18 protein-coding genes and 1 pseudogene are annotated in these 19,965 nt (G+C 74.4%); 9 read left to right on the forward strand and 10 right to left on the reverse strand.

The genetic code is table 11. From position 1 onward, the window contains the following. Positions 1–50 precede the first annotated feature (50 nt). Positions 51–320, forward strand: coding sequence for a hypothetical protein (locus ACFY7E_RS26165; RefSeq protein ID WP_383438796.1), 270 nt, complete (start codon positions 51–53; stop codon positions 318–320). An 89-nt stretch (positions 321–409) separates the two neighbouring features. Here the strand turns inward: ACFY7E_RS26165 and ACFY7E_RS26170 are convergent, their stop codons facing one another. Both ACFY7E_RS26170 and ACFY7E_RS26175 read right to left on the reverse strand, forming a co-directional pair. Continuing rightward, entirely contained in the window at positions 410–1,225 is an 816-nt protein-coding gene (locus ACFY7E_RS26170) for an Fpg/Nei family DNA glycosylase (protein WP_383438794.1), read from the reverse strand. Positions 1,226–1,381: 156 nt separating this feature from the next. After that, on the reverse strand, positions 1,382–6,031 hold the full coding sequence (locus tag ACFY7E_RS26175; RefSeq protein ID WP_389488843.1) for an ATP-dependent helicase: 4,650 nt from the start codon (positions 6,029–6,031) through the stop codon (positions 1,382–1,384). A gap of 160 nt (positions 6,032–6,191) precedes the next feature. On the opposite strand from ACFY7E_RS26175, the gene ACFY7E_RS26180 reads away from it, so the two are divergent. From ACFY7E_RS26180 to ACFY7E_RS26190, 3 genes are all read left to right on the forward strand, one after another. Next, positions 6,192–7,070, forward strand: coding sequence for an AraC family transcriptional regulator (locus ACFY7E_RS26180; protein ID WP_389488845.1), 879 nt, complete (start codon positions 6,192–6,194; stop codon positions 7,068–7,070). 160 nt (positions 7,071–7,230) lie between these two features. Beyond that, complete coding sequence (locus ACFY7E_RS26185; RefSeq protein WP_389488847.1) at positions 7,231–7,986, forward strand: AzlC family ABC transporter permease; 756 nt, start codon at positions 7,231–7,233, stop codon at positions 7,984–7,986. Continuing rightward, the gene (locus ACFY7E_RS26190) at positions 7,983–8,291 is read left to right on the forward strand and encodes an AzlD domain-containing protein (protein WP_389488849.1); all 309 of its coding nucleotides are present in this window, start codon (positions 7,983–7,985) and stop codon (positions 8,289–8,291) included. The genes ACFY7E_RS26185 and ACFY7E_RS26190 overlap by 4 nt, the downstream gene beginning before the upstream one ends. Positions 8,292–8,315: 24 nt before the next feature. On the opposite strand, the gene ACFY7E_RS26195 is transcribed toward ACFY7E_RS26190, so the two are convergent. Then, positions 8,316–9,245 carry a hypothetical protein gene (locus ACFY7E_RS26195; RefSeq protein WP_389488851.1) on the reverse strand — a complete coding sequence of 310 codons (930 nt, stop codon included), beginning with the start codon at positions 9,243–9,245 and terminating at the stop codon, positions 8,316–8,318. A gap of 79 nt (positions 9,246–9,324) precedes the next feature. Between ACFY7E_RS26195 and ACFY7E_RS26200 the strand changes: the two genes are divergently transcribed. From ACFY7E_RS26200 to ACFY7E_RS26210, 3 genes and pseudogenes are all read left to right on the forward strand, one after another. Next, positions 9,325–9,519 (forward strand): DUF3046 domain-containing protein, encoded by a 195-nt coding sequence (locus ACFY7E_RS26200; RefSeq protein WP_389488854.1) that lies wholly within the window; start codon positions 9,325–9,327, stop codon positions 9,517–9,519. Positions 9,520–9,910: 391 nt separating this feature from the next. Further along, positions 9,911–11,038, forward strand: a complete 1,128-nt coding sequence (locus tag ACFY7E_RS26205) for an AI-2E family transporter (protein WP_389489001.1) — start codon at positions 9,911–9,913, stop codon at positions 11,036–11,038. A 238-nt stretch (positions 11,039–11,276) separates the two neighbouring features. Further along, positions 11,277–12,034: pseudogene (locus ACFY7E_RS26210) on the forward strand (SGNH/GDSL hydrolase family protein). Positions 12,035–12,101: 67 nt separating this feature from the next. Here ACFY7E_RS26210 and ACFY7E_RS26215 read toward each other — a convergent pair. Beyond that, positions 12,102–12,899, reverse strand: coding sequence for a hypothetical protein (locus ACFY7E_RS26215; RefSeq protein WP_389488856.1), 798 nt, complete (start codon positions 12,897–12,899; stop codon positions 12,102–12,104). A gap of 301 nt (positions 12,900–13,200) precedes the next feature. Between ACFY7E_RS26215 and recA the strand changes: the two genes are divergently transcribed. Then, entirely contained in the window at positions 13,201–14,334 is a 1,134-nt protein-coding gene (gene recA / locus ACFY7E_RS26220; protein WP_389488858.1) for a recombinase RecA, read from the forward strand. A 4-nt stretch (positions 14,335–14,338) separates the two neighbouring features. Next, complete coding sequence (recX, locus tag ACFY7E_RS26225; protein WP_389488860.1) at positions 14,339–14,905, forward strand: recombination regulator RecX; 567 nt, start codon at positions 14,339–14,341, stop codon at positions 14,903–14,905. A 147-nt stretch (positions 14,906–15,052) separates the two neighbouring features. On the opposite strand, the gene ACFY7E_RS26230 is transcribed toward recX, so the two are convergent. The 6 genes from ACFY7E_RS26230 to ACFY7E_RS26255 form a co-directional block, all read right to left on the reverse strand. Next, complete coding sequence (locus ACFY7E_RS26230) at positions 15,053–15,505, reverse strand: rhodanese-like domain-containing protein (RefSeq protein WP_389489003.1); 453 nt, start codon at positions 15,503–15,505, stop codon at positions 15,053–15,055. Next, the gene (locus ACFY7E_RS26235) at positions 15,496–16,053 is read right to left on the reverse strand and encodes a cysteine dioxygenase (protein ID WP_389488862.1); all 558 of its coding nucleotides are present in this window, start codon (positions 16,051–16,053) and stop codon (positions 15,496–15,498) included. The genes ACFY7E_RS26230 and ACFY7E_RS26235 overlap by 10 nt, the downstream gene beginning before the upstream one ends. A 121-nt stretch (positions 16,054–16,174) precedes the next feature. Continuing rightward, complete coding sequence (locus ACFY7E_RS26240; RefSeq protein ID WP_311307652.1) at positions 16,175–16,261, reverse strand: putative leader peptide; 87 nt, start codon at positions 16,259–16,261, stop codon at positions 16,175–16,177. Between the two features lie 32 nt (positions 16,262–16,293). Next, on the reverse strand, positions 16,294–17,982 hold the full coding sequence (locus ACFY7E_RS26245) for an FAD-dependent monooxygenase (protein WP_389488864.1): 1,689 nt from the start codon (positions 17,980–17,982) through the stop codon (positions 16,294–16,296). Between the two features lie 396 nt (positions 17,983–18,378). After that, positions 18,379–19,269 carry an amino acid ABC transporter permease gene (locus ACFY7E_RS26250; RefSeq protein WP_389488866.1) on the reverse strand — a complete coding sequence of 297 codons (891 nt, stop codon included), beginning with the start codon at positions 19,267–19,269 and terminating at the stop codon, positions 18,379–18,381. Further along, positions 19,266–19,940 carry an amino acid ABC transporter permease gene (locus ACFY7E_RS26255; RefSeq protein ID WP_389488869.1) on the reverse strand — a complete coding sequence of 225 codons (675 nt, stop codon included), beginning with the start codon at positions 19,938–19,940 and terminating at the stop codon, positions 19,266–19,268. The genes ACFY7E_RS26250 and ACFY7E_RS26255 overlap by 4 nt, the downstream gene beginning before the upstream one ends. Positions 19,941–19,965: the final 25 nt, after the last annotated feature.

Raw genomic sequence — 19,965 nt, forward strand, 5'->3', positions numbered from 1 at the left:
CCTCCCGCAGGCTGATCCTGCCGGTCTAGCGTCGACCGGAGGAGGCGGCCATGGTACGGCGACGGTTTCCGCCGGTGACGCTCGCGCTGATCGCGGTCGGGCTGGTGGCCGGGGGACTCTGGGGGTGGGCGGTGCTGCGCCTGCTGCTCGTACCGGGCGAGGCCGGGCCGGTCGAAGGAGTGGTGGTGGCGGGCGGCTGGGGACTGAGTCTGCTGCCCGTGCACGTGGCCGCCTCGTCGGGGCCGCCGGGCGCGCTCGCCCGACGCCTCGGCAGGGCGCCGTGGCGCCGGAGGTGGGGTGCGGGCCCCGGTTCGGCGTAAAGGTGTGACGGGGATGTGGGACCGGCGCGGTTGTGGGGCCGCGACGGCTGCGGGACCGCCGCGGTTGTGGGACCGGGGCGGACGGACGGTCAGACTGAAGGGCTCGTATCGGCTTCCTGCCGGTGCGGGCCTTGCTGGCATTCCGGGCACCAGTACGTGACCCGGTCCCCGAGTTCCGCCTTGAGGATCCGGGTGCCGCAGCGCAGACAAGGGCGGCCCGCGCGGCCGTAGACGTGGAGCGGGGTGCCGGGGCGGCGCACGGTGGTGGTCCGCCGGTCCGGGTGGTCCTTGTTGAGATCGAGCAGGCGGCGCGCGGTCGCCACCAGACGGGCGGGGACGTCCGGCTCCAGCTCGCCCACGGGGAGCCAGGGGGTGACGCCGGCGAGGAACGCCAGCTCCGACTTGTAGACGTTGCCGATGCCGGCCAGGTTGCGCTGGTCGAGGAGGGCCTCGCCGAGCGTTCTCGCCGGGTCGCCCGTCAGCCTGCGCACGGCCTCCTCCGGGTCCCAGTCCGGGCCGAGGAGGTCCGGCCCGAGGTGGCCCACGATCCGGGACTCCTCGTCGGTGCGGACGAGCTCCAGGACCGGGAGCCGGTAGCCGTACGCGGTGGACTCCGCGTTCCCCAGGACGGCCCGGATCTGGTGGTCGGGGCCGCCCCTGGGCCGCTCCCCGGTGGCGTACACCCGCCAGGCGCCGTCCATTCGCAGGTGGGAGTGGAGGGTGAGCCCGCCCTCGATCCGGGCGAGCAGGTGCTTGCCGCGCGGGGTGACGTCGAGGAGCGTGCGGTCGGTGAGGTCGGCGGTGGCGAACCGGGGCACCCGGAGGTCCGAGCGGGTGATCACCCGCCCGGCGAGCGCGGTGTGCAGGTGGCGGGCCACCTGCCAGACGGTGTCTCCCTCGGGCACGGTCCTCCTCGGTTCATGGCCCCTTGGTGGTGGTCCTCGGTCGCGGTCCTTCGGGCCCGGTTATTGGGGCGCCCGGGTGCCGGGGCGGTGGCTCCGGACGGTCGCGGGCTCCGGGCGGTGGGGCTCCTTTCGGGCTTCTTCCCGGGGACGCGTCGTCTAGGCGCGCAGGCGCAGGCCTCTGGGGGTGGCCAGGAAACCCGCCGCCTCCAGGGGACGGGCCAGTGGGGAGGTCAGGGCCGTGACGCCGTTGAGCCGCTCCACGGTGACCGTGCCCAGGGAGCCCGCGCGGGCGGACGCGGCCAGCGCCTCGGCCGCCGCCGTCAGGGCGGGGTCGTCCGGATCGGTCGGCCAGGACAGGAGCGTCTTGCCGCCGCGCTCCATGTAGAGCGTCAGCTCGCCGTCGACCAGGACCACCATCGCGCCCGCCTTGCGCCCCGGCTTGTGCCCGGCGCCGTTCGGCGGCTCGGGCCAGGACAGGGCGGCCCCGTACGCGTTCGCCGGATCGGCCGCCGCGAGGACCAGGGCGCGCGGGCCGGCCGCCGCCTCGACGCCCCGGTCGCGCGCGGTCGCCGCGGCCCGCAGCCGGTCCACCGCGCCGTCCATCGCGAACTGGGCCGCGCCGAGCCCCTCCACGACGTAGCCCCGGCGGGCCTGGCCGCTGTCCTCGAAGGCGGCCAGGATCCGGTACACGGCCGAGAAACCGCCCTCCACGCCCTCGGCGGCCACCGCGCCCCGGGTGACCACGCCGTGCCGGTCCAGGAGAGTGCGGGCCAGGGCGTGCGCCCGGTGCGTGGGCTCCGGTTCGAGCGGGAGCAGCAGCGACCAGCGGCCGGAGACCGTGGGCGGGCCCGTGCGGGACGCCGGCCGGACGGACGAGGTCGGGGTGCCGTACCGGCCGCGGGGGACCGTGCGACGCGCGCGGTGCGCGGTGGAGCCGGCCGTGCGGCCCGAGCCGAGCAGCGCGCGCAGCGGGGCGAGGGTGTCGTTGGTGAGCCGGCCCGACCAGGCCAGGTCCCAGAGCGCGTCGGCGAGCTGGGGATCGGTGGCGTCCGGGTGGGTGGTCGCCCGGATCTGGTCGGCGACCTGACGGAAGAACAGGCCGTACCCGCCGGAGAGGGCGGTGAGCACCGACTCGTGCAGCGCGGACAGCTCCAGCGGATGCGACGGGGGGAGGAGCAGCGGGGCCGCGTCCGCGAGGTACAGCGAGACCCAGCCGTCCTTGCCGGGCAGCGAGCCCGCGCCCGCCCACACCACCTCGCCGGTGGTCGTCAGCTCGTCCAGCATCGCCGGGGAGTAGTCCCGGACCCGGGACGGCAGGACCAGCTTCTCCAGGGCCGAGGCCGGGACGGGGGCACCCTGGAGCTGTTCGACCGCCCGGGCCAGGCCGTCGACGCCGCGCAGGCCGTGGCTCCCCAGGTGCTGCCACTGCGGCAGGAAGGAGGCGAGGGCCGCCGGGGGCACCGGCTCCAGCTCGCGGCGCAGGGCGGCGAGGGAGCGTCGGCGCAGTCGGCGCAGGACGGTGGCGTCGCACCACTCCTGGCCGATGCCGGAGGGGTGGAACTCGCCCTGGACGACCCGGCCGGACGCGGCGAGCCGCTGGAGGGCGCCGTCGGTGACGGCCGTGCCCAGGCCGAAGCGCTCGCCCGCCCGCAGGGAGGTGAACGGGCCGTGCGTGCGCGCGTACCGGGCGAGGAGGTCGCCCAGCGGGTCCTTGACCGGCTCGGTGAAGGCCTCGGGCACACCGACCGGCAGGGCCGTGCCCAGGGCGTCCCTGAGGCGGCCCGCGTCCTCGATCGCCGCCCAGTGCTCCCGGCCCCCGATCCGCACCCGGATCGCGCGCCGTGCCGCTTCCAGCTCGCCCGCCCAGTCCGCCTCGGCGCCCCGCTCGGCCAGCTCGGCGTCGGTGAGCGGGCCCAGGACCCGCAGCAGGTCGGCGACGCCCTCCACGTCCTTGATCCGCCGGTCCTCCGTCAGCCACTGGAGCTCCTGCTCCAGCTCGGCCAGGACGTCCGGGTCGAGCAGCTCGCGCAGCTCCGCCTGGCCGAGCAGCTCCGCGAGCAGCCGGGAGTCCAGGGAGAGCGCGGCGGCCCGCCGCTCCGCTAGCGGCGAGTCGCCCTCGTACAGGAACTGCGCCACGTAGCCGAAGAGCAGCGAGCGGGCGAAGGGGGACGGCTCGGGGGTGGTGACCTCGACGAGGCGGACCCGGCGGGCCTCGATGTCGCCCATCAGCTCCGTCAGGCCGGGCAGGTCGAAGACGTCCTGGAGGCACTCGCGGACGGCCTCCAGGACGATCGGGAACGAGCCGAACTCGCTCGCCACCTGGAGAAGTTGGGACGCGCGCTGCCGCTGCTGCCACAGCGGGGTGCGCTTGCCCGGGTTCCGTTTCGGCAGCAGCAGGGCGCGGGCGGCGCACTCGCGGAACCGGGAGGCGAACAGCGCGGAGCCGCCCACCTGGTCGGTGACGACCTGTCCGATCTCGCCCTTGTCGAAGAGGGCGTCGGCCGCGCCGACGGGCGCCTTGTCCGCGTCGTACACCGTGTCCGCGTGCCGGCCCGGATCGACCGGTTCGTGGTCGAGGAGGTCCAGGCCCATGTCCAGGCCCATCAGATCGGCGTCCGGCAGGCGCAGCACGATGCCGTCGTCCGCGTGCATCACCTGCGCGTCCATGCCGTACCGCTCGGCGAGCCGGGCGCCGAGCGCCAGCGCCCACGGGGCGTGCACCTGCGCCCCGAACGGGGAGTGGATGACGACCCGCCAGTCCCCGAGCTCGTCCCGGAAGCGCTCGACCAGGATCGTCCGGTCGTCCGGCACGTGTCCGCAGGCCTCGCGCTGCTCCTTCAGGTACGCCAGGACGTTCTCGGCGGCCCACGCGTCGAGCCCGGCGGCGAGCAGCCGCAACCGCGCGTCCTCGTCCCCGAGGGCGCCGATCTCGCGCAGGAACGCGCCCACCGCCCGGCCCAGTTCGAGCGGGCGGCCCAGCTGGTCGCCCTTCCAGAACGGCAGCCGGCCGGGCGCGCCGGGCGCGGGCGTGACGAGGACCCGGTCCCGGGTGATGTCCTCGATCCGCCACGAGGTGGTGCCGAGCGTGAACACGTCGCCCACCCGCGACTCGTACACCATCTCCTCGTCGAGCTCGCCGACCCTGCCCCCGCCCTTCTTGGGGTCCGAACCCGCCAGGAACACGCCGAACAGACCCCGGTCGGGGATCGTGCCGCCCGAGGTGACGGCGAGCCGCTGCGCGCCCGGCCGGCCCGTGACCGCCCCGGTCACCCGGTCCCAGACCACGCGCGGGCGCAACTCCGCGAAGGCGTCCGAGGGGTACCGCCCCGCCAGCATGTCGAGGACGCCCGTGAACGCCGACTCGGGCAGCGAGGCGAACGGCGCCGCCCGGCGCACCACCGCGAGCAGGTCGTCCACCTGCCAGGTGTCGAGCGCGACCATCGCGACCAGCTGCTGCGCGAGCACGTCGAGCGGATTGGCGGGAATCCGCAGGGACTCGATGGCCCCCGACCGCATCCGCTCGGTGACCACGGCCGCCTGCACCAGATCGCCCCGGTACTTGGGGAAGACCACGCCGGTCGACACCGCGCCGACCTGGTGGCCGGCGCGGCCCACCCGCTGGAGTCCGGAGGCCACCGAGGGCGGCGACTCGACCTGCACGACCAGGTCCACCGCGCCCATGTCGATGCCCAGCTCCAGGCTGGAGGTGGCCACCACGGCGGGCAGCCGGCCCGCCTTCAGGTCCTCCTCGACCCGGGCGCGCTGCTCCTTCGACACCGAACCGTGGTGGGCCCGGGCGAGCACCGGCGGGGCGCCCTGCGCCGCCCCCGACTGGGCCATGATCCCGGCCGGGGGAGCCCCCTCGGGCAGGGGCTCGCCGGTCGCCCGCTCGTAGGCGATCTCGTTGAGCCGGTTGCACAGGCGCTCGGCCAGACGGCGGGAGTTGGCGAAGACGATCGTGGAGCGGTGGGACTGCACGAGGTCGGCGATCCGCTCCTCGACGTGCGGCCAGATCGACGGCCTGTCGCCGCCCTCCTTGCCCTCGGAGGCCGGGGAGCCGCCCAGCTCGCCCATGTCCTCGACGGGGACGACGACGGAGAGGTCGAACTCCTTGCCCGACGGCGGCTGCACGATCTCCACGGCACGCCCCGGCGACAGGTAGCGGGCCACCTCGTCGACCGGCCGGACCGTGGCCGACAGGCCGATCCGGCGCGCGGGCCGGGGCAGCAGCTCGTCGAGCCGCTCCAGGGAGAGCGCCAGGTGCGCGCCCCGCTTCGTGCCCGCGACCGCGTGGACCTCGTCCAGGATGACCGTCTCCACGCCCGCGAGGGCCTCGCGGGCGGCGGAGGTCAGCATCAGGAACAACGACTCGGGAGTGGTGATCAGAATGTCCGGCGGCTTGGTCGCGAGCGCCCGGCGCTCGGCCGCCGGGGTGTCGCCGGAGCGGATCCCGACCCGGATGTCCGGCTCGGGCAGCCCGAGCCGCACCGACTCCTGGCGGATGCCGGTCAGCGGGGAGCGCAGGTTCCGCTCGACGTCCACCGCGAGGGCCTTCAGCGGCGACACGTACAGCACGCGGCAGCGCTTCCGCGCCTCCGCGGGCGGGGGCGCGGAGGCCAGCCGGTCCAGGGAGGCGAGGAAGGCCGCCAGCGTCTTGCCCGAGCCGGTCGGGGCGACGACCAGCACGTCGGAGCCCGCACCGATGGCGGTCCAGGCGCCCTCCTGCGCCGCCGTGGGCGCGGTGAAGGCCCCGGTGAACCAACCACGGGTCGCGGGGGAGAACGAGTCGAGCGCGGACCTGACCATGCCCCCCATCGTGCACCCGGCCACTGACAACCGCCGGGACCTGTGGAAAACCGCCCGCACAGCGCGGCGGCCCGTCCCTCTTCCGGGTGGGCGCGCCCAGGAGGGCGCGGGCCGGAACCCGGAGCGGCGGTCCCGTCCGCCCCTGGCGCAGAATGGAGCCATGGCGAGCGGGGAGCGGGCACGGTACTGGCAGTATCCCGAGCTGCCCGGAGTCGACCTGCTGCACGCCCACTACGTCCGCAAGGCCTTCGCCCGCCACACCCACGAGACGTTCGTCTTCGCCGCGATCACCGAGGGCGTCGAGGCCTTCCACCACCACGACGAGCTGGTCCGCGCCGGGCCGGGACAGATCGCCCTGGTCAACCCCGACACCCCGCACACCGGGCATGCAGGGGTCCCCGAGGGCTGGACCTACCGCACGATCTACCCCGACGCGGAGATCGTCCGGTCGATCGCCGCCGACACCCTCGCCCTGCGCGGCTCGGCCGGCTTCACCTCGCCCGTCATCGACGACCCGTACGCCGCACGGCTCGTCGTCGGCGTCCACCGGGCCGCCGAGGAGGGTAACGCGCTCGCCGCCGACAGCCTGCTCCGGCTCGTCACGGCCCGGATGCTGCGCAGTCACGGCGGCCCGATCACCCCGCTCCCGCCGCGCTCGGCGGGCGCCCGGAACGCGGCACGCGCGCGTGAGGTCCTGGAGGGGCGGATGGCCGGGCCGCCGACCCTGGAGCGCCTCGCCGCCGAGCTGGACACCAGCCCCTTCGCCCTGCTGCGGGCCTTCCGTGAGGCGTACGGGATGCCGCCGCACACCTGGCTCACCGACGCGCGCGTACGACGGGCCCGGCGGCTCCTCGACGCCGGCGTCCCTCCGGCGGAGGCGGCCGCCGTCGTCGGCTTCACCGACCAGTCGCACCTCAACCGGCACTTCACCCGCAGCGTGGGGGTGCCACCGGGCGCCTACCAGCGCGCGCGTGGCGGGGGAAAACCCGCGAGGCCCGGCGGATCGGGCGGATCGGGCAGGGCCGGCAGGCCTGGTTGATCCGGTGGGGCCGGCTGATCCGTCGGGGCCGGTCGATCCGGCTGTTCGCCGGGCCCGGCCGGTCCGTCCGCCTGCCTGCCCACCGGACCCCGCCGACCCGTCTGACCTGGTGCAAGAACGTACAAGAACCGGTCGACCCGGTAGCTGTAGCGTCCCCGGTGTGGCAGAACAGACAGCATCCCCCGTGATACGCGGCGACGCCCCGGACAAGCCCGACGCCGCCGTCGTCCGCGACGCCCTCGGTGTCGGCGTCGCCGTCGGGCTCTCCGGCTTCGCCTTCGGCGTGACCTCGGCGGGCTCCGGACTGGGCCTCCTCCAGACCTGCGTCCTCAGCCTGCTCGTCTTCACCGGCGCCTCGCAGTTCGCCCTCGTCGGCGCGCTCGCCGCGGGCGGCAACCCCTTCACGGCCGCCGCCGGAGCGTTCTTCCTGGGCACCCGCAACGCCTTCTACGGGCTGCGGCTCTCCCAGCTCCTCGCCCTGCCGAAGGCCGTCAGGCCTCTCGCCGCGCACTGGGTGATCGACGAGACCACGGCGGTCGCGCTCTCCCAGCCGTCCCGCCGGGCCGCCCGCATCGGCTTCACCGCCACCGGGCTCACGCTGTACGTCCTGTGGAACGTCACCACGCTCCTCGGGGCGCTCGGCGCCGAGGCGATCGGGGACACCGCCGCCTGGGGGCTCGACGCGGCCGGGCCCGCCGTCTTCCTGGCCCTGCTCGCCCCCATGCTCAAGTCCGCGACCGAACGGGCCACCGCGGGCCTCGCCGTCCTGCTCGGCCTCGGCCTGCTCCCCGTGCTCCCCGCCGGAGTGCCGGTCCTCGCGGCCGCCCTCGCCGCACCCGTGGTGCTCTGGGCGCGGGGCCGGCGCGCCGCGTCCGGGACCGGGTCCACCACCGGACGAGAGAAGGACTCCCGATGAACGTCTGGATCGCGATCGGCCTCACCGTCGCCGGGTGCTACCTGGTCAAGCTGGCCGGCCTGCTCGTCCCCGCCGGTGCGCTGGAACGCCCGCTCGTCCAGCGGCTCGCGGCGCTGCTCCCCGTCGCCCTGCTCGCCGCGCTCACCGCGCAGCAGACGTTCAGCACGGGTGGCGACCTCGTCCTGGACGCCCGGGCCGCCGGACTCGCCGCGGCCGCCGTCGCCCTTGTGCTGCGGGCACCGTTCCTGGTCGTCGTGGGCGCCGCCGTCGCCGTCACGGCGGGAGTACGGGCCCTGGGCTGGTGAGACCGCCCCGCGCGCCCGGCCCCCTCAGCCGACGGGGCGGCCGTGCGCGCGGAGGGTGCGCAGGGCCTCGACGGTGACGATCGGGCGCCACTCCAGGGCCGGGCCGGGGGCCCAGGCACGCCGGCGGATCGGCCAGCCGCCGTCCTCCTCCTGGTCGGCCGCGAGCCGGTCGAGCGAGCGGGCCGTCTCCTCCTTCGTGAACCAGCGCGCGGCCAGCGAGTCCGGCACGCGCGCGTAGTCGTGCGGGAAGTGGTGCTCACCGGGCGCGTACCCGTCCGCCGGCGGCCGGTCCTCCGGCCGGTCCGGGTCGAGGACGGCGAGGCCCTGCTCCCGGACGAGCCGGCCGAGACGGTCGGCGGCCGCCTCCGCGCGCGGGCGGTCCGGGGCCCCGTCGAGGAAGGCGACGGCGGCCTGGACCTCGTAGGGGTGGGACTTCTCCAGGGACTCCACGGCCGACCAGCAGAACTCGGTGGCCCGGAACAGCCACGCGTGCCACACCTGGTTGCGGTGGAGCAGCCCGACCACCGGGCCGGTCGAGAGCAACGTGCTCGGCGGGGAGTCGACGACCGGGACGAACGGCGCCGAGGGGTGGTCGCGCTGGGAGGGGTGGATCGCCGGGAGGGCCCCGTCGTGCGTGGACACCGCCGTGAGATAGCGGCAGATCCGCTCGACCCGCGGCCCGCCGCAGCGGCCGATGGAGTCCAGGACCCGCAGCGCGTGCGCGGTGTGCAGCGGCTGGCTGACCGGTCCGCGCAGGTCCGGTTCGAGCGCGTGACCGTAACCGCCGTCCTCGTTGAGGTACGCCGTGAGCGCCGTCTCGACCTGATCCGCGCCACCGCGCTGGAAGTGGTAGGCGAACCGGCGCTGTTCGAGGACGCGGGCCGTCAGCCAGACGAAACGCTCGGCGCGGGCCAGGGGAGTCGAGGACGCGGAGGGGAGGAGGTTCTCGGCCATGCTCCGACCGTAGGGCGGAAAGCCGCGGTGACAAGACCCGCGGAGCGGGCTGCACTCCTGGGAGCTGGATACTGGGGGCATGCGGTTGACGATTTTCTGGGAACGGATGGCCGAGCACTTCGGTGCGTCGTACGCCGAGTCCTTCGCGAGCGACCACGTGATGGCGGAACTCGGGGGCCGGACCGTACGGGAGGCGCTGGACGCCGGCTGGGAGGCGAAGGACGTGTGGCGCGCCGTCTGCGCCGCCGTCGAGGTGCCCGCCGACAAGCGCTGACCGGCCCGTTCCGCCGGGTCGGCGGTCGGACCCGTCATACGGAACCGAGGGCGGGGACGCGTGGGGGCCGGGGAGGAATGTCCGCGCGGTGCGCGAGACTGGCGGGGTGGCCCCGACTGACGACAGCGACGACACCGACAAGACGTCCGGCACCGACGAGACCCACGGCACCGACGAGACCCCTGACATGGGTGAGAGCCGTGCCACCGACGAGCCTCACAGCTCCGGCAGGATCACCGGCAAGCCCGGTGGCACCAGTGGCACCGGCGGGACCGGCTCGACCGACGTGACCGCTTCCGCGCCCCCGGCTCCGGCCGCCGGCACCGGAGGAGGCGTCGCCGTGGGCACGCCCCCCGCCCCGGAGGCCGCGTCCACGCCGGGCGCCGCGCGGATGCCGCGCTGGCTGCCCCGCGCGCTCGTCCTGGCCCTCGCGCTCTACTCCTGCTTCCTGCTGGGCAACTGGGCCTTCCACCAGCTCGTCGGTCTCCTCGTCAACATCCTCCTCGCCTTCTTCCTCGCCCTCGCCATCGAGCCGGCGGTCGGGCGCATGGCGGCGCGCGGGATGCGCCGGGGCCTCGCCACCTTCCTCGTCTTCCTCGCCGTCCTGGTCTTCGGCGTCGGCTTCGTCGTCCTCCTGGGGTCGATGCTCGCCGGGCAGATCGTCGACATGGTCGAGAACTTCCCCAAGTACCTCGACTCGCTGATCAGATGGATCAACGACAGCTTCCACACGGACCTGTCGCGGGTCGAGGTCCAGGACAGCCTGCTCAAGTCCGACTGGCTGCAGAGATACGTGCAGAACAGCGCGTCCGGCGTCCTCGACGTCTCCGCCACCGTCCTCGGCGGTCTGTTCCGGCTCCTCACGATCTTCCTGTTCTCGTTCTACTTCGCGGCCGACGGGCCCCGGCTGCGGCGCGCGCTCTGCTCCGTCCTGCCGCCCGCCCGGCAGGCCGAGGTGCTGCGGGCCTGGGAGATCGCGGTCGACAAGACCGGCGGCTATCTGTACTCGCGCGGCCTGATGGCCCTCATCTCGGGCGCCGCGCACTTCGTGCTCTTCGAGATCCTGGAGGTGCCGTACGCCCCGGCACTCGCCGTGTGGGTCGGCCTGGTCTCGCAGTTCATCCCGACCATCGGCACCTATCTGGCCGGTGCCCTGCCGATGCTGATCGCCTTCACCGTCAACCCCTGGTACGCGGTGTGGGTGCTCGGTTTCGTCGTGGTCTACCAGCAGTTCGAGAACTACGTCCTCCAGCCGAAGCTCACCTCGAAGACCGTGGACATCCACCCGGCGGTCGCCTTCGGCTCGGTCATCGCGGGGACGGCGCTGCTCGGGGCCGTCGGCGCGCTGATCGCGATTCCCGCCGTCGCCACCCTGCAGGCCTTCCTCGGCGCCTACGTGAAGCGGTACGACGTGACGGACGACCCGCGCGTCCACGGACACCGCAGGTACGGCGAGGCGGTGGTCGCCCGGCTGCAGAAGGCCCTGCACCACAAGAAGGAGTCGGCGTCGGAGGAGTGACCCGGGTCGGGTGAGGGATCCGCACCGGAGGAACGGGAGGCCCGATCGGTGCCCCGGTGCCTCGATGTGCGCAGGGGAGGGGCGTGCGTCGAGGGGCGGGGCGCAGCGAAGCCGACTGATGCTCGCATCGTTGCCTAGTCAAAGAAGTGAGTATGGTGGTGAGTGAACGATGGGCACGGCTCGCGGGGCCGCCCGCTCGCCCGTCGTTCGACTGGTCGTGAGTGAAGACGGAGGTCCGATGACGGACGGCACGTTTCTGCGGTACGTCGCGCTGGGGGACAGCCAGACGGAGGGGGTCGGCGACGGTGACGACGCCGGCGGCCTGCGCGGCTGGGCGGACCGGCTCGCCGAGCTGCTCGCCCACGACCGGCCGGGCACGCTCTACGCCAACCTGGCCGTGCGGGGCCGCCTCGCCGGGCAGGTGCGCGCCGAACAGCTCGGGCCTGCCCTCGCGCTCCGGCCGGACCTCGCCACGGTCGTCGCCGGCTTCAACGACCTGCTGCGGCCCGGTTTCGACGCGGACGGGACGGCCGGGCACCTGGAGGAGATGTTCGCCGCGCTCACCGGGCAGGGCGCGCGCGTGGCGACCCTCGCCTTCCCGGACGTCGGCCGCATCACTCCGCTGGCCCGGCCGCTCGCCCCGCGCGTCCGGGCCCTCAACGCGCGCGTCCGCGAGGCCTCGCGCCGGCACGGCGTCGTCGTCGTGGAGACCGGCCACCATCCGGTCGTCACCGACCCCCGGCTGTGGAGCCCCGACCGGCTGCACGCCGGACCGCTGGGCCACGCGCGCATCGCCGCCGCCGTCGCCCAGGCCCTCGACCTGCCCGGCGCCGACGACTCCTGGACGCTCCCGCTGCCGCCGCCGGCCTCCGCGCCGAACTGCGCTGGGCCGGTGCCTTCCTGGGGCCCTGGGTCGGCCGGCGGCTGCGCGGGCGGTCGTCCGGCGACGGCCGCGGGGCCAAGCGTCCGGAGCTGCTGCCGATGGTACGGGGATGACGGAGGCGCGCGCCCGCTGAGCGCCTTCGGACCGGCTGCCCGGCGGGTCCGGAGCGGCCCGGTGGGTTCAGGGCGGGAGGACGGGGCGGACGGAGAGATCCCCGACGAGGTCCTCGCCGTCCGGGCCGTACACGAACTCGGCCGTGGTGGGGTTGCGGTGGGCGGTGGCCAGAGGGAGCCACGCCAGCAGGTGCCCGTAGCCGCCGCACACCGACTCGCCGCCGTCCCCGCCGTGCACCGCGGTGGGGTCGCTCGTCAGCTCCATGTCGTACGTGTCGTGGGCGATGCGGAGGCCGAAGGCGTTCGGCGAGCGGTGCGGGCCGGTGCCGTCCTCGTAGGGGTCCCGGTCGAGGGGGCATTCGTCGCCCCACCGGAACAGGGTGCCCGCGCCGGCGCCGCAGGCGTGCTCCCATTCGTCCGGACCCGGCATTCGCAGTCCGCGCGCCGCGAGCGCGGCCGGCACGGCCGCGGGCGGCTCCGACAGGGGCTCGCCGTCCACGGCCATGAGGACCGTGGGCAGCGTGACGTCGCGGCGGGGGCTGAGCACGCGCGCGAGGTGCGCCCGCAGGTCGGATTCGTGGCCGAAGCCCTGCTCCACGCTCTCCGCGTAGTCGGCGACCTGTCCGGGCGTCGGCCGCCAGGCCCCGGCGTCGAGCCCGAGGGTCACGCGGCCACCGGGTATCAGGGCGAACTCCCGGCCGTCCCGCTCCACGCGGACGCGGTGCAGTGGGGCGCCGAGGTGCTCGACCGTGTCGACGGCGCTCACGCGCCCGTCCACCAGGCGTGCGGCCTCCCGGGCGAAACGGCGTGCCGAGGACGGATCGAAGGACCGCCACCGGTCGAGAGTGAGATCGGCGAGAGACATGCTCCGCAGGATGGCACGGAGCTGTGACAGCGGCCCGGAGGGGCCGGAGCGGGACGGCTCTCCGCCTCCTGAGGAGCCCGGCGCGGCCGCCGCGGAGGCCTCTCGGCGCGGTGGCCCGGGACCGCGTGGCGCGCTTGACACTGAAATCGAACATCCATTCTCATGGAGGTCCGGCCCTTGGAATCGCGGGGTTGTCGCGGGGTTTTCCACAGGGCGGGCGGGACGCCGGGGCCCATTGTCAGTGGCAGGGGTTAGCGTCTTTCACATGAAGCGATCGACTCAAGCAAACCGGGTGGAACCCATGGCAGGAACCGACCGCGAGAAGGCGCTCGACGCCGCGCTCGCACAGATTGAACGCCAATTCGGCAAGGGCGCCGTGATGCGCATGGGCGACCGCACCCAGGAGCCGATCGAGGTGATCCCCACCGGCTCGACCGCCCTGGACGTCGCTCTCGGTGTCGGCGGACTGCCGCGCGGCCGTGTCGTGGAGGTCTACGGACCGGAGTCCTCCGGCAAGACGACCCTGACCCTGCACGCCGTCGCCAACGCGCAGAAGGCCGGCGGCCAGGTCGCCTTCGTCGACGCCGAGCACGCCCTCGACCCCGAGTACGCCAAGAAACTCGGCGTCGACATCGACAACCTCATCCTGTCCCAGCCGGACAACGGCGAGCAGGCCCTCGAGATCGTCGACATGCTGGTCCGTTCCGGCGCCCTCGACCTGATCGTCATCGACTCCGTCGCCGCGCTCGTCCCGCGCGCGGAGATCGAGGGCGAGATGGGCGACTCGCACGTGGGTCTCCAGGCCCGCCTGATGAGCCAGGCCCTCCGGAAGATCACCAGCGCGCTCAACCAGTCCAAGACCACCGCGATCTTCATCAACCAGCTCCGCGAGAAGATCGGCGTGATGTTCGGCTCGCCGGAGACCACGACCGGTGGCCGCGCCCTCAAGTTCTACGCCTCGGTGCGCCTCGACATCCGTCGCATCGAGACCCTCAAGGACGGCACGGACGCGGTCGGCAACCGCACCCGCGTCAAGGTCGTCAAGAACAAGGTCGCGCCCCCCTTCAAGCAGGCGGAGTTCGACATCCTCTACGGCCAGGGCATCAGCCGCGAGGGCGGTCTGATCGACATGGGCGTGGAGCACGGCTTCGTCCGCAAGGCGGGTGCCTGGTACACCTACGAGGGCGACCAGCTCGGCCAGGGCAAGGAGAACGCCCGCAACTTCCTGAAGGACAATCCCGACCTCGCCAACGAGATCGAGAAGAAGATCAAGGAGAAGCTGGGCGTCGGCGTCCGGCCCGAGACCCTGTCGGCCGAGCCGGGCGCGGACGCGGCGGCCACGGACACGGCCGGTGCGGACGACGCCGCCAAGGGCCTTCCGGCACCCGCGGCCAAGACCGTGAAGGCGACCAAGGCCACCGCGGTCAAGAGCTGAACCGGTGACCGGTCGCACCGAATGGCCGGGTGACAGCGCCGACTCGTCGAGGGCCGAGAAGGAGCTGTCACCCCAGGATCCGGCTGAGCGGGCGCGCGCGATCTGCCTGCGCCTGCTCACCGGGACCCCCCGCACGCGCAAGCAACTGGCCGACGCGCTGCGCAAGCGGGAGATCCCCGACGAGGTGGCGGAAGAGGTCCTCTCCCGCTTCGAGGACGTCGGGCTCATCGACGACGCCGCCTTCGCGGGGGCCTGGGTGGAGTCCCGCCACCACGGCCGGGGCCTCGCCCGCCGCGCCCTCGCCCGGGAGCTGCGCACCAAGGGCGTCGAACCCACCCTCATCCAGGAGGCCGTGGACCAGCTCGACTCCGAGCGGGAGGAGGCCACGGCGCGTGAGCTCGTGGCCCGCAAGCTGCGCGCCACCCGCGGCCTGGAGCGCGACCGGCGGCTGCGGCGGCTCGCCGGCATGCTCGCCCGCAAGGGATACCCCGAGGGCATGGCCCTCCGCGTCGTCCGTCAGGCACTGGAGGCGGAGGGCGAGGACACGGACGGGCTGGACGAACCCTTCTGACACGGGGACGGCTTCCAGTACGGGGGCGGCTTACGGTACAGGAACGGCTTCTGGCACCGGGGCGGCACCGCGGGGGCTTCTGTCACGGGGGCAGAAGGGCCCGTCCGGTTCGGGTGGCGGGGCCGGAGAGGGGCCCGGTCGGTCCTGTCAGCCCCGGGCCGCCGGGAGGAGGACCGGGAGGCCGGCGGCCTTCCAGGCCTGGAAGCCGCCGATGAGATCGGTCGCCCGGTGCAGGCCCAGACGGCGCAGGGACTCGGCCGCGAGGGAGGAGGCGTAGCCCTCGTTGCAGAGGACCACCACCCGCAGGTCGTGACTGTCGGCCTCCGCCGCGCGGTGGCTGCCCAGGGGGTCCAGCCGCCATTCCAGTTCGTTGCGCTCCACGACCAGCGCGCCCGGGATCAGCCCGTCCCGTTCCCGCAGGGCCGCGTAGCGCGTGTCCACCAGGAGCGCGTCGCCCGCCTCGTACGCCTCGTGGGCGGCCCGGGGCTCGATCCGGTCGAGGCCCGACCTGACCTGCTCCAGGAGTTCGTCGATGCCCACCCGCTCCGTCACCTGTTCCCTCCGTTCCTTCCGTTCCTCCTGCTTCCCGCTCACTGCCAGTCCTCCGGGCGCTCGACCTGCTCGAGACGGAGCACCGCGCCCGTCCGGCTGAAGCGCCGGATCAGCGGGAGCGGCGGATAGTAGGCGTGCACCGACACCGCGTGGGTGTCCGGGGACTCGTTGAGCACCTCGTGCACGTGGTGGCGGCCGAAGGCCCGGCCCACGCCCTCTCCCAGACGACGGGAGCGGTCCACCCCGTCGGCCAGTTCCAGGGTCTTCCAGCCGCTCGCCGGCAGCCGGACCGCGAGCGCGTTCTCGGTCAGCGTCCCGCGCGCGGTCGCGAAGGCTCCCTGGGACTCGGCGTGGTCGTGCCAGCCGGTGCCGGTGCCGGGCGGCCAGCCGATGAGCCAGGCCTCGCTGCCGCCGGGGCCGTCGAGCCGCACCCAGGTACGGCCCTCGGGGTCGAGCGGCAGGGAGGCGATCAGCTCCCGGTCGGCGGCCGTGCGCCGGACGAAGTCGAGCAGCTCGGTCGCCGTCGGAGAGGCCGAAGCGGCCGGCGCGGCCGGAGCGGTGATGGTGGGCGGAAGTGGGGTGGCGTGCTGGGACACGGGTGACCGTCCTGGGGTTCGCGAAGGGCGCGCGACGGCACACGGCACGCACGGACCCGCGTCGGAGGACGCGGAGGAGGTGCGGCGGGAGTGCGGCGGGGCGCGCGGGAAAGGGGCGAGATCAGCAGGACGGGCGACACACGCAGCCCGCATAGCGGAGGAGGTCCATATGGACCCTCCGCCACAGGCGCACATCGGTGTCGGTCACGCTCCGGAGTACACCACGCGTCCCCGGCGGAATCAATGCATGTCCGCCGTGCGGTCACTCTCCGCGGACGCCTCGGAGGACGTCCCGGCGGGCGCCTCGGCGGGTTCCCGGTCGGGGAGGGGCCCGCCGCGGGCCGCGTCCGCCGCCGCGTGCAGCTCCTCGGGGCGCACCCCGGAGAAGGCGGCGACGAGGTGCCCGTCGGGCCGTACGAGGAGGACGGCGTGGGCCGGAGCTCCCGGGTAGGTCTCCGACACCAGGACCTCGGCCTTCACCGGCAGGGTGCGCACGGCCTCTTCGAGGCGGGGCATCACCCCGGCGGTCCGCCAGTGGCGCCGGTCCCACACCCCGGTGCCGGGCGCGATCAGGAGGACCAGGAGACGGTCCTGCCCGAGCCGGTCCCGGAGCCGTACGGTCGTGCCGTCGGGAGCGGTCACGCGCACGTCCTCGACGGGGGCGCCCGGCGGGGTGCCGACCGGGATCTGCCCGTCGGCGTACGGAGGCGCGAGGGGGGAGTGCGGGTACGCGGGGGGCGCGCCCAGCGGGCCGCGCCCCACGTGGCCGTCGGTCAGGAGGGCGTCGTGGCCGCGCGCGGCCCCGGGCAGGTACGTCCGCAGGCCCCCGCCGCCGCGCAGTACCGGCAGCGACTGGTCCGCCGCGCGCAGCCGGGTGGCCACGGCCGCCCGCCGCTCGCTCTGGTAGCTGTCGAGCAGCCGGTCCGAGCCGCCGTGGTGCCAGGTCAGGGCGAGCTTCCACGCGAGGTTGTCCACGTCCCGCAGGCCCTCGTCGAGCCCCTGGGTGCCGACCGCGCCGAGCAGGTGCGCCGCGTCCCCGGCGAGGAGCACCCGGCCGACCCGCCAGCGCCGGGCGAGCCGGTGGTGCACGGTGTGCACACCGGTGTCGATGAGCTCGTACGGTGGCGTCACCCCGTCGCACCAGCCGGCCAGGGTCTCGCGGATGCGGGCGATCAGCGCGTCCGGGGTGACCAGGTCGCCGCGCGGCGGCAGCAGCCAGTCGATCCGCCACACGCCGTCGGGCAGCGGGCGCGCGCCGATCTCCTCGGCGGCGCCGCGCCACGGCGGCTGACGGTGCAGCAGGGCCTCGCCGGGCCAGGGGAGTTCGGTGCGCAGCGCGGCGACGGCGTGCCGTTCCACCGCCGTGCGGCCGGGGAAGCGGATCCCGAGCAGTTTGCGCACCGTCGAGCGGGCGCCGTCGCAGCCCACGAGGTGGCTGCCGCGCCACCAGGTGCCCGCCGGGCCCCGGGTGTGGGCGACGACCCCGTCCCGGTCCTGCTCGACGGTGTCGAGCCGGGCCTCGGGGACGAGTTCGACCAGCTTCTGCCGGGCGACGGCGTCGCGCAGGCCACGGGCCAGGGCGTGCTGGGGGATGTGCAGAGGGGCGGCCGGGGCGGCGGGCGCGGCGGGGTCCTCGGACCACTCCTCCGTACCGCCGAGGCCCGGGTCGAGCTCCAGGTGGTGCACCACCTGGCGGCGGCGCATGCCGCGCCAGCCGACCCAGCGGACCCCCTCGTCACGGAGGGTCGCGCAGCCGAGGCGCTCGACCATCGCGGCCATGTCGGCGCGCAGGACGACGCTCCTGGCCGGGCGGGCCTCCTCCTTGCCGGGGCCCTCGTCGAGGACGACGCTGGGCACGCCCTGCGCGGCGAGCGCGAGGGAGAGCGCGAGACCGACCGGTCCCGCGCCCACGATGATCACCGGGTCCACGGCGCGGCTCCTGAAGGCCGGACGGTCATGAGGGCAGCACGGTCGAGTGTGGCACGGGCCCGGTGGTTGATCACAGACCGTATGCAACCCACTGGGGGTGCTTGCGTCAAGCGACGGGGTGGGCGCGGTGCGGCCGACCTCACGCGGGTGCCGCGAACGGTGGAGCGGAGGCGGCCCGCCGGGGACCCGGCCCGGTGGCGTACGCGATGGGAGGGGAGGACTGCCAGGGGCGATGTGGTGCCGTGTGCGGCGGGCGGAAGAGGCCGCCGGGCCCGGGCCTCGGTGACGTACACGACGGGCGGGCGGGAGCGGCACCTCGTGTCGGTGCCGCTCCCGCCCGCCCTGTCGTTCCGGGTCCCCCGTGGTCGGCCCCGTCGTTCCGGGCCCTTCGAGGGGTCACGCGCCGCTGACGGCCTCCGCCGGGGTCTCGCCGGTCTTCGTGACCGCGCTCTCGGTCACGCCGGCCGTCTTCCGGCCCTGCCGCAGCCGCTGCTCAAGCCGGCCGGCCAGGGTGGTCAGGGCGAAGTTGATGGCGATGAAGATCAGCGCGATGACCGTGAAGGTGGCGATCGTGTTGGCGCCGTAGTTGGCTGTGACCTGCCGGTTCTGGCTGAGCAGCTCCGCGAAGCCGAGCATGACGCCGCCGAGCGCGGTGTCCTTGACGATCACGACGAGCTGGCTGACCAGGGCCGGGAGCATGACGGTCACGGCCTGCGGAAGCAGCACGTACAGCATGGTCTGGCTCTTGCGCATGCCGAGCGCGACGGCCGCGTCGCCCTGGCCCCGGGGCAGCGAGAGCACGCCGGCCCGGACGACCTCGGCGATGACCGAGGCGTTGTAGAGGACCAGGCCGGTGACGACCGCGTACAGCGGGCGGAAGTCGGAGCTGACGGTCGTGAACTGCGCGTACACGGCGCTCGCGAACATCATCAGGAGCAGGACCGGGATGGCGCGGAAGAACTCCACGACCGCGCCGACGGGCACCCGGACCCAGTGGTGGTCCGAGAGCCGGCCGATGCCGAGCAGGGCGCCGAGCGGCAGCGCGATCACGATGGAGAGCGCGGCGGCCTTGAGGGTCTCGACCAGACCCGGCAGCAGGTACGTCGTCCAGACCCGGGAGTCGGTGACGAACGGGCTCCACTTGTCGGCCGACAGCTGACCCTTGTCGGCCAGGGCGGAGAGCACCCACCAGGCCAGCACGGCGAGGACCGCCAGGAAGGCGACCGTGTAGAGGACGTTGCGCCGCTTGGCGCGCGGGCCGGGGTTGTCGTACAGGACGGAGCTCATCGCTTCACCGCCAGTCGCTTGGCCGCCCAGCCCAGGACGAGGCCGGTGGGGAGGGTGAGGACGATGAAGCCGAAGGCGAAGACCGCGAAGACCGCGAAGAGCGCGTCGGCCTCGTTCTCGATCATCTCCTTCATCAGGAGCGCCGCCTCGGCGGCGCTGATGGCCGCCGCCACGGTGGTGTTCTTGGTGAGGGCGATGAGGACGTTGGCGAGCGGGGTCACCGCTGCGCGGAAGGCCTGCGGGAGCACCACCAGGGTGAGCACCTGGAAGAAGGTCAGGCCGAGTGCGCGGGCGGCCTCGGCCTGGCCCGGCGGCACCGTGTTGATGCCGGAGCGCAGCGCCTCGCAGACGAACGTGCCGGTGTACGCGACCAGTCCGAGGATCGCGAGGCGGAAGCCGATCGTCTCGGAGTCGTCGGCGCCGAGCGTGATCCCGAGGGTCTGGTCGAGGACCAGCGAGCAGGCCACGATGACCACGGTCAGCGGGGTGTTCCGGACGAAGTTGACGTACGCGGTGCCGAAGGACCGCATGAGCGGGACCGGGCTGACCCGCATGGCGGCCAGGGCGGTGCCCCAGATCAGCGAGCCGATCGCCGAGTAGAGGGCGAGTTGCGCCGTCACCCAGAAGGCGCCGAGCAGGTCGTACTGCCCGGAATCAAGAAAGTCGAACACGATGCCCCGCGCTCTCCCCTGGTGG

The organism is Streptomyces sp. NPDC012825 (assembly GCF_042900925.1).
Lineage (GTDB): Bacteria > Actinomycetota > Actinomycetes > Streptomycetales > Streptomycetaceae > Streptomyces.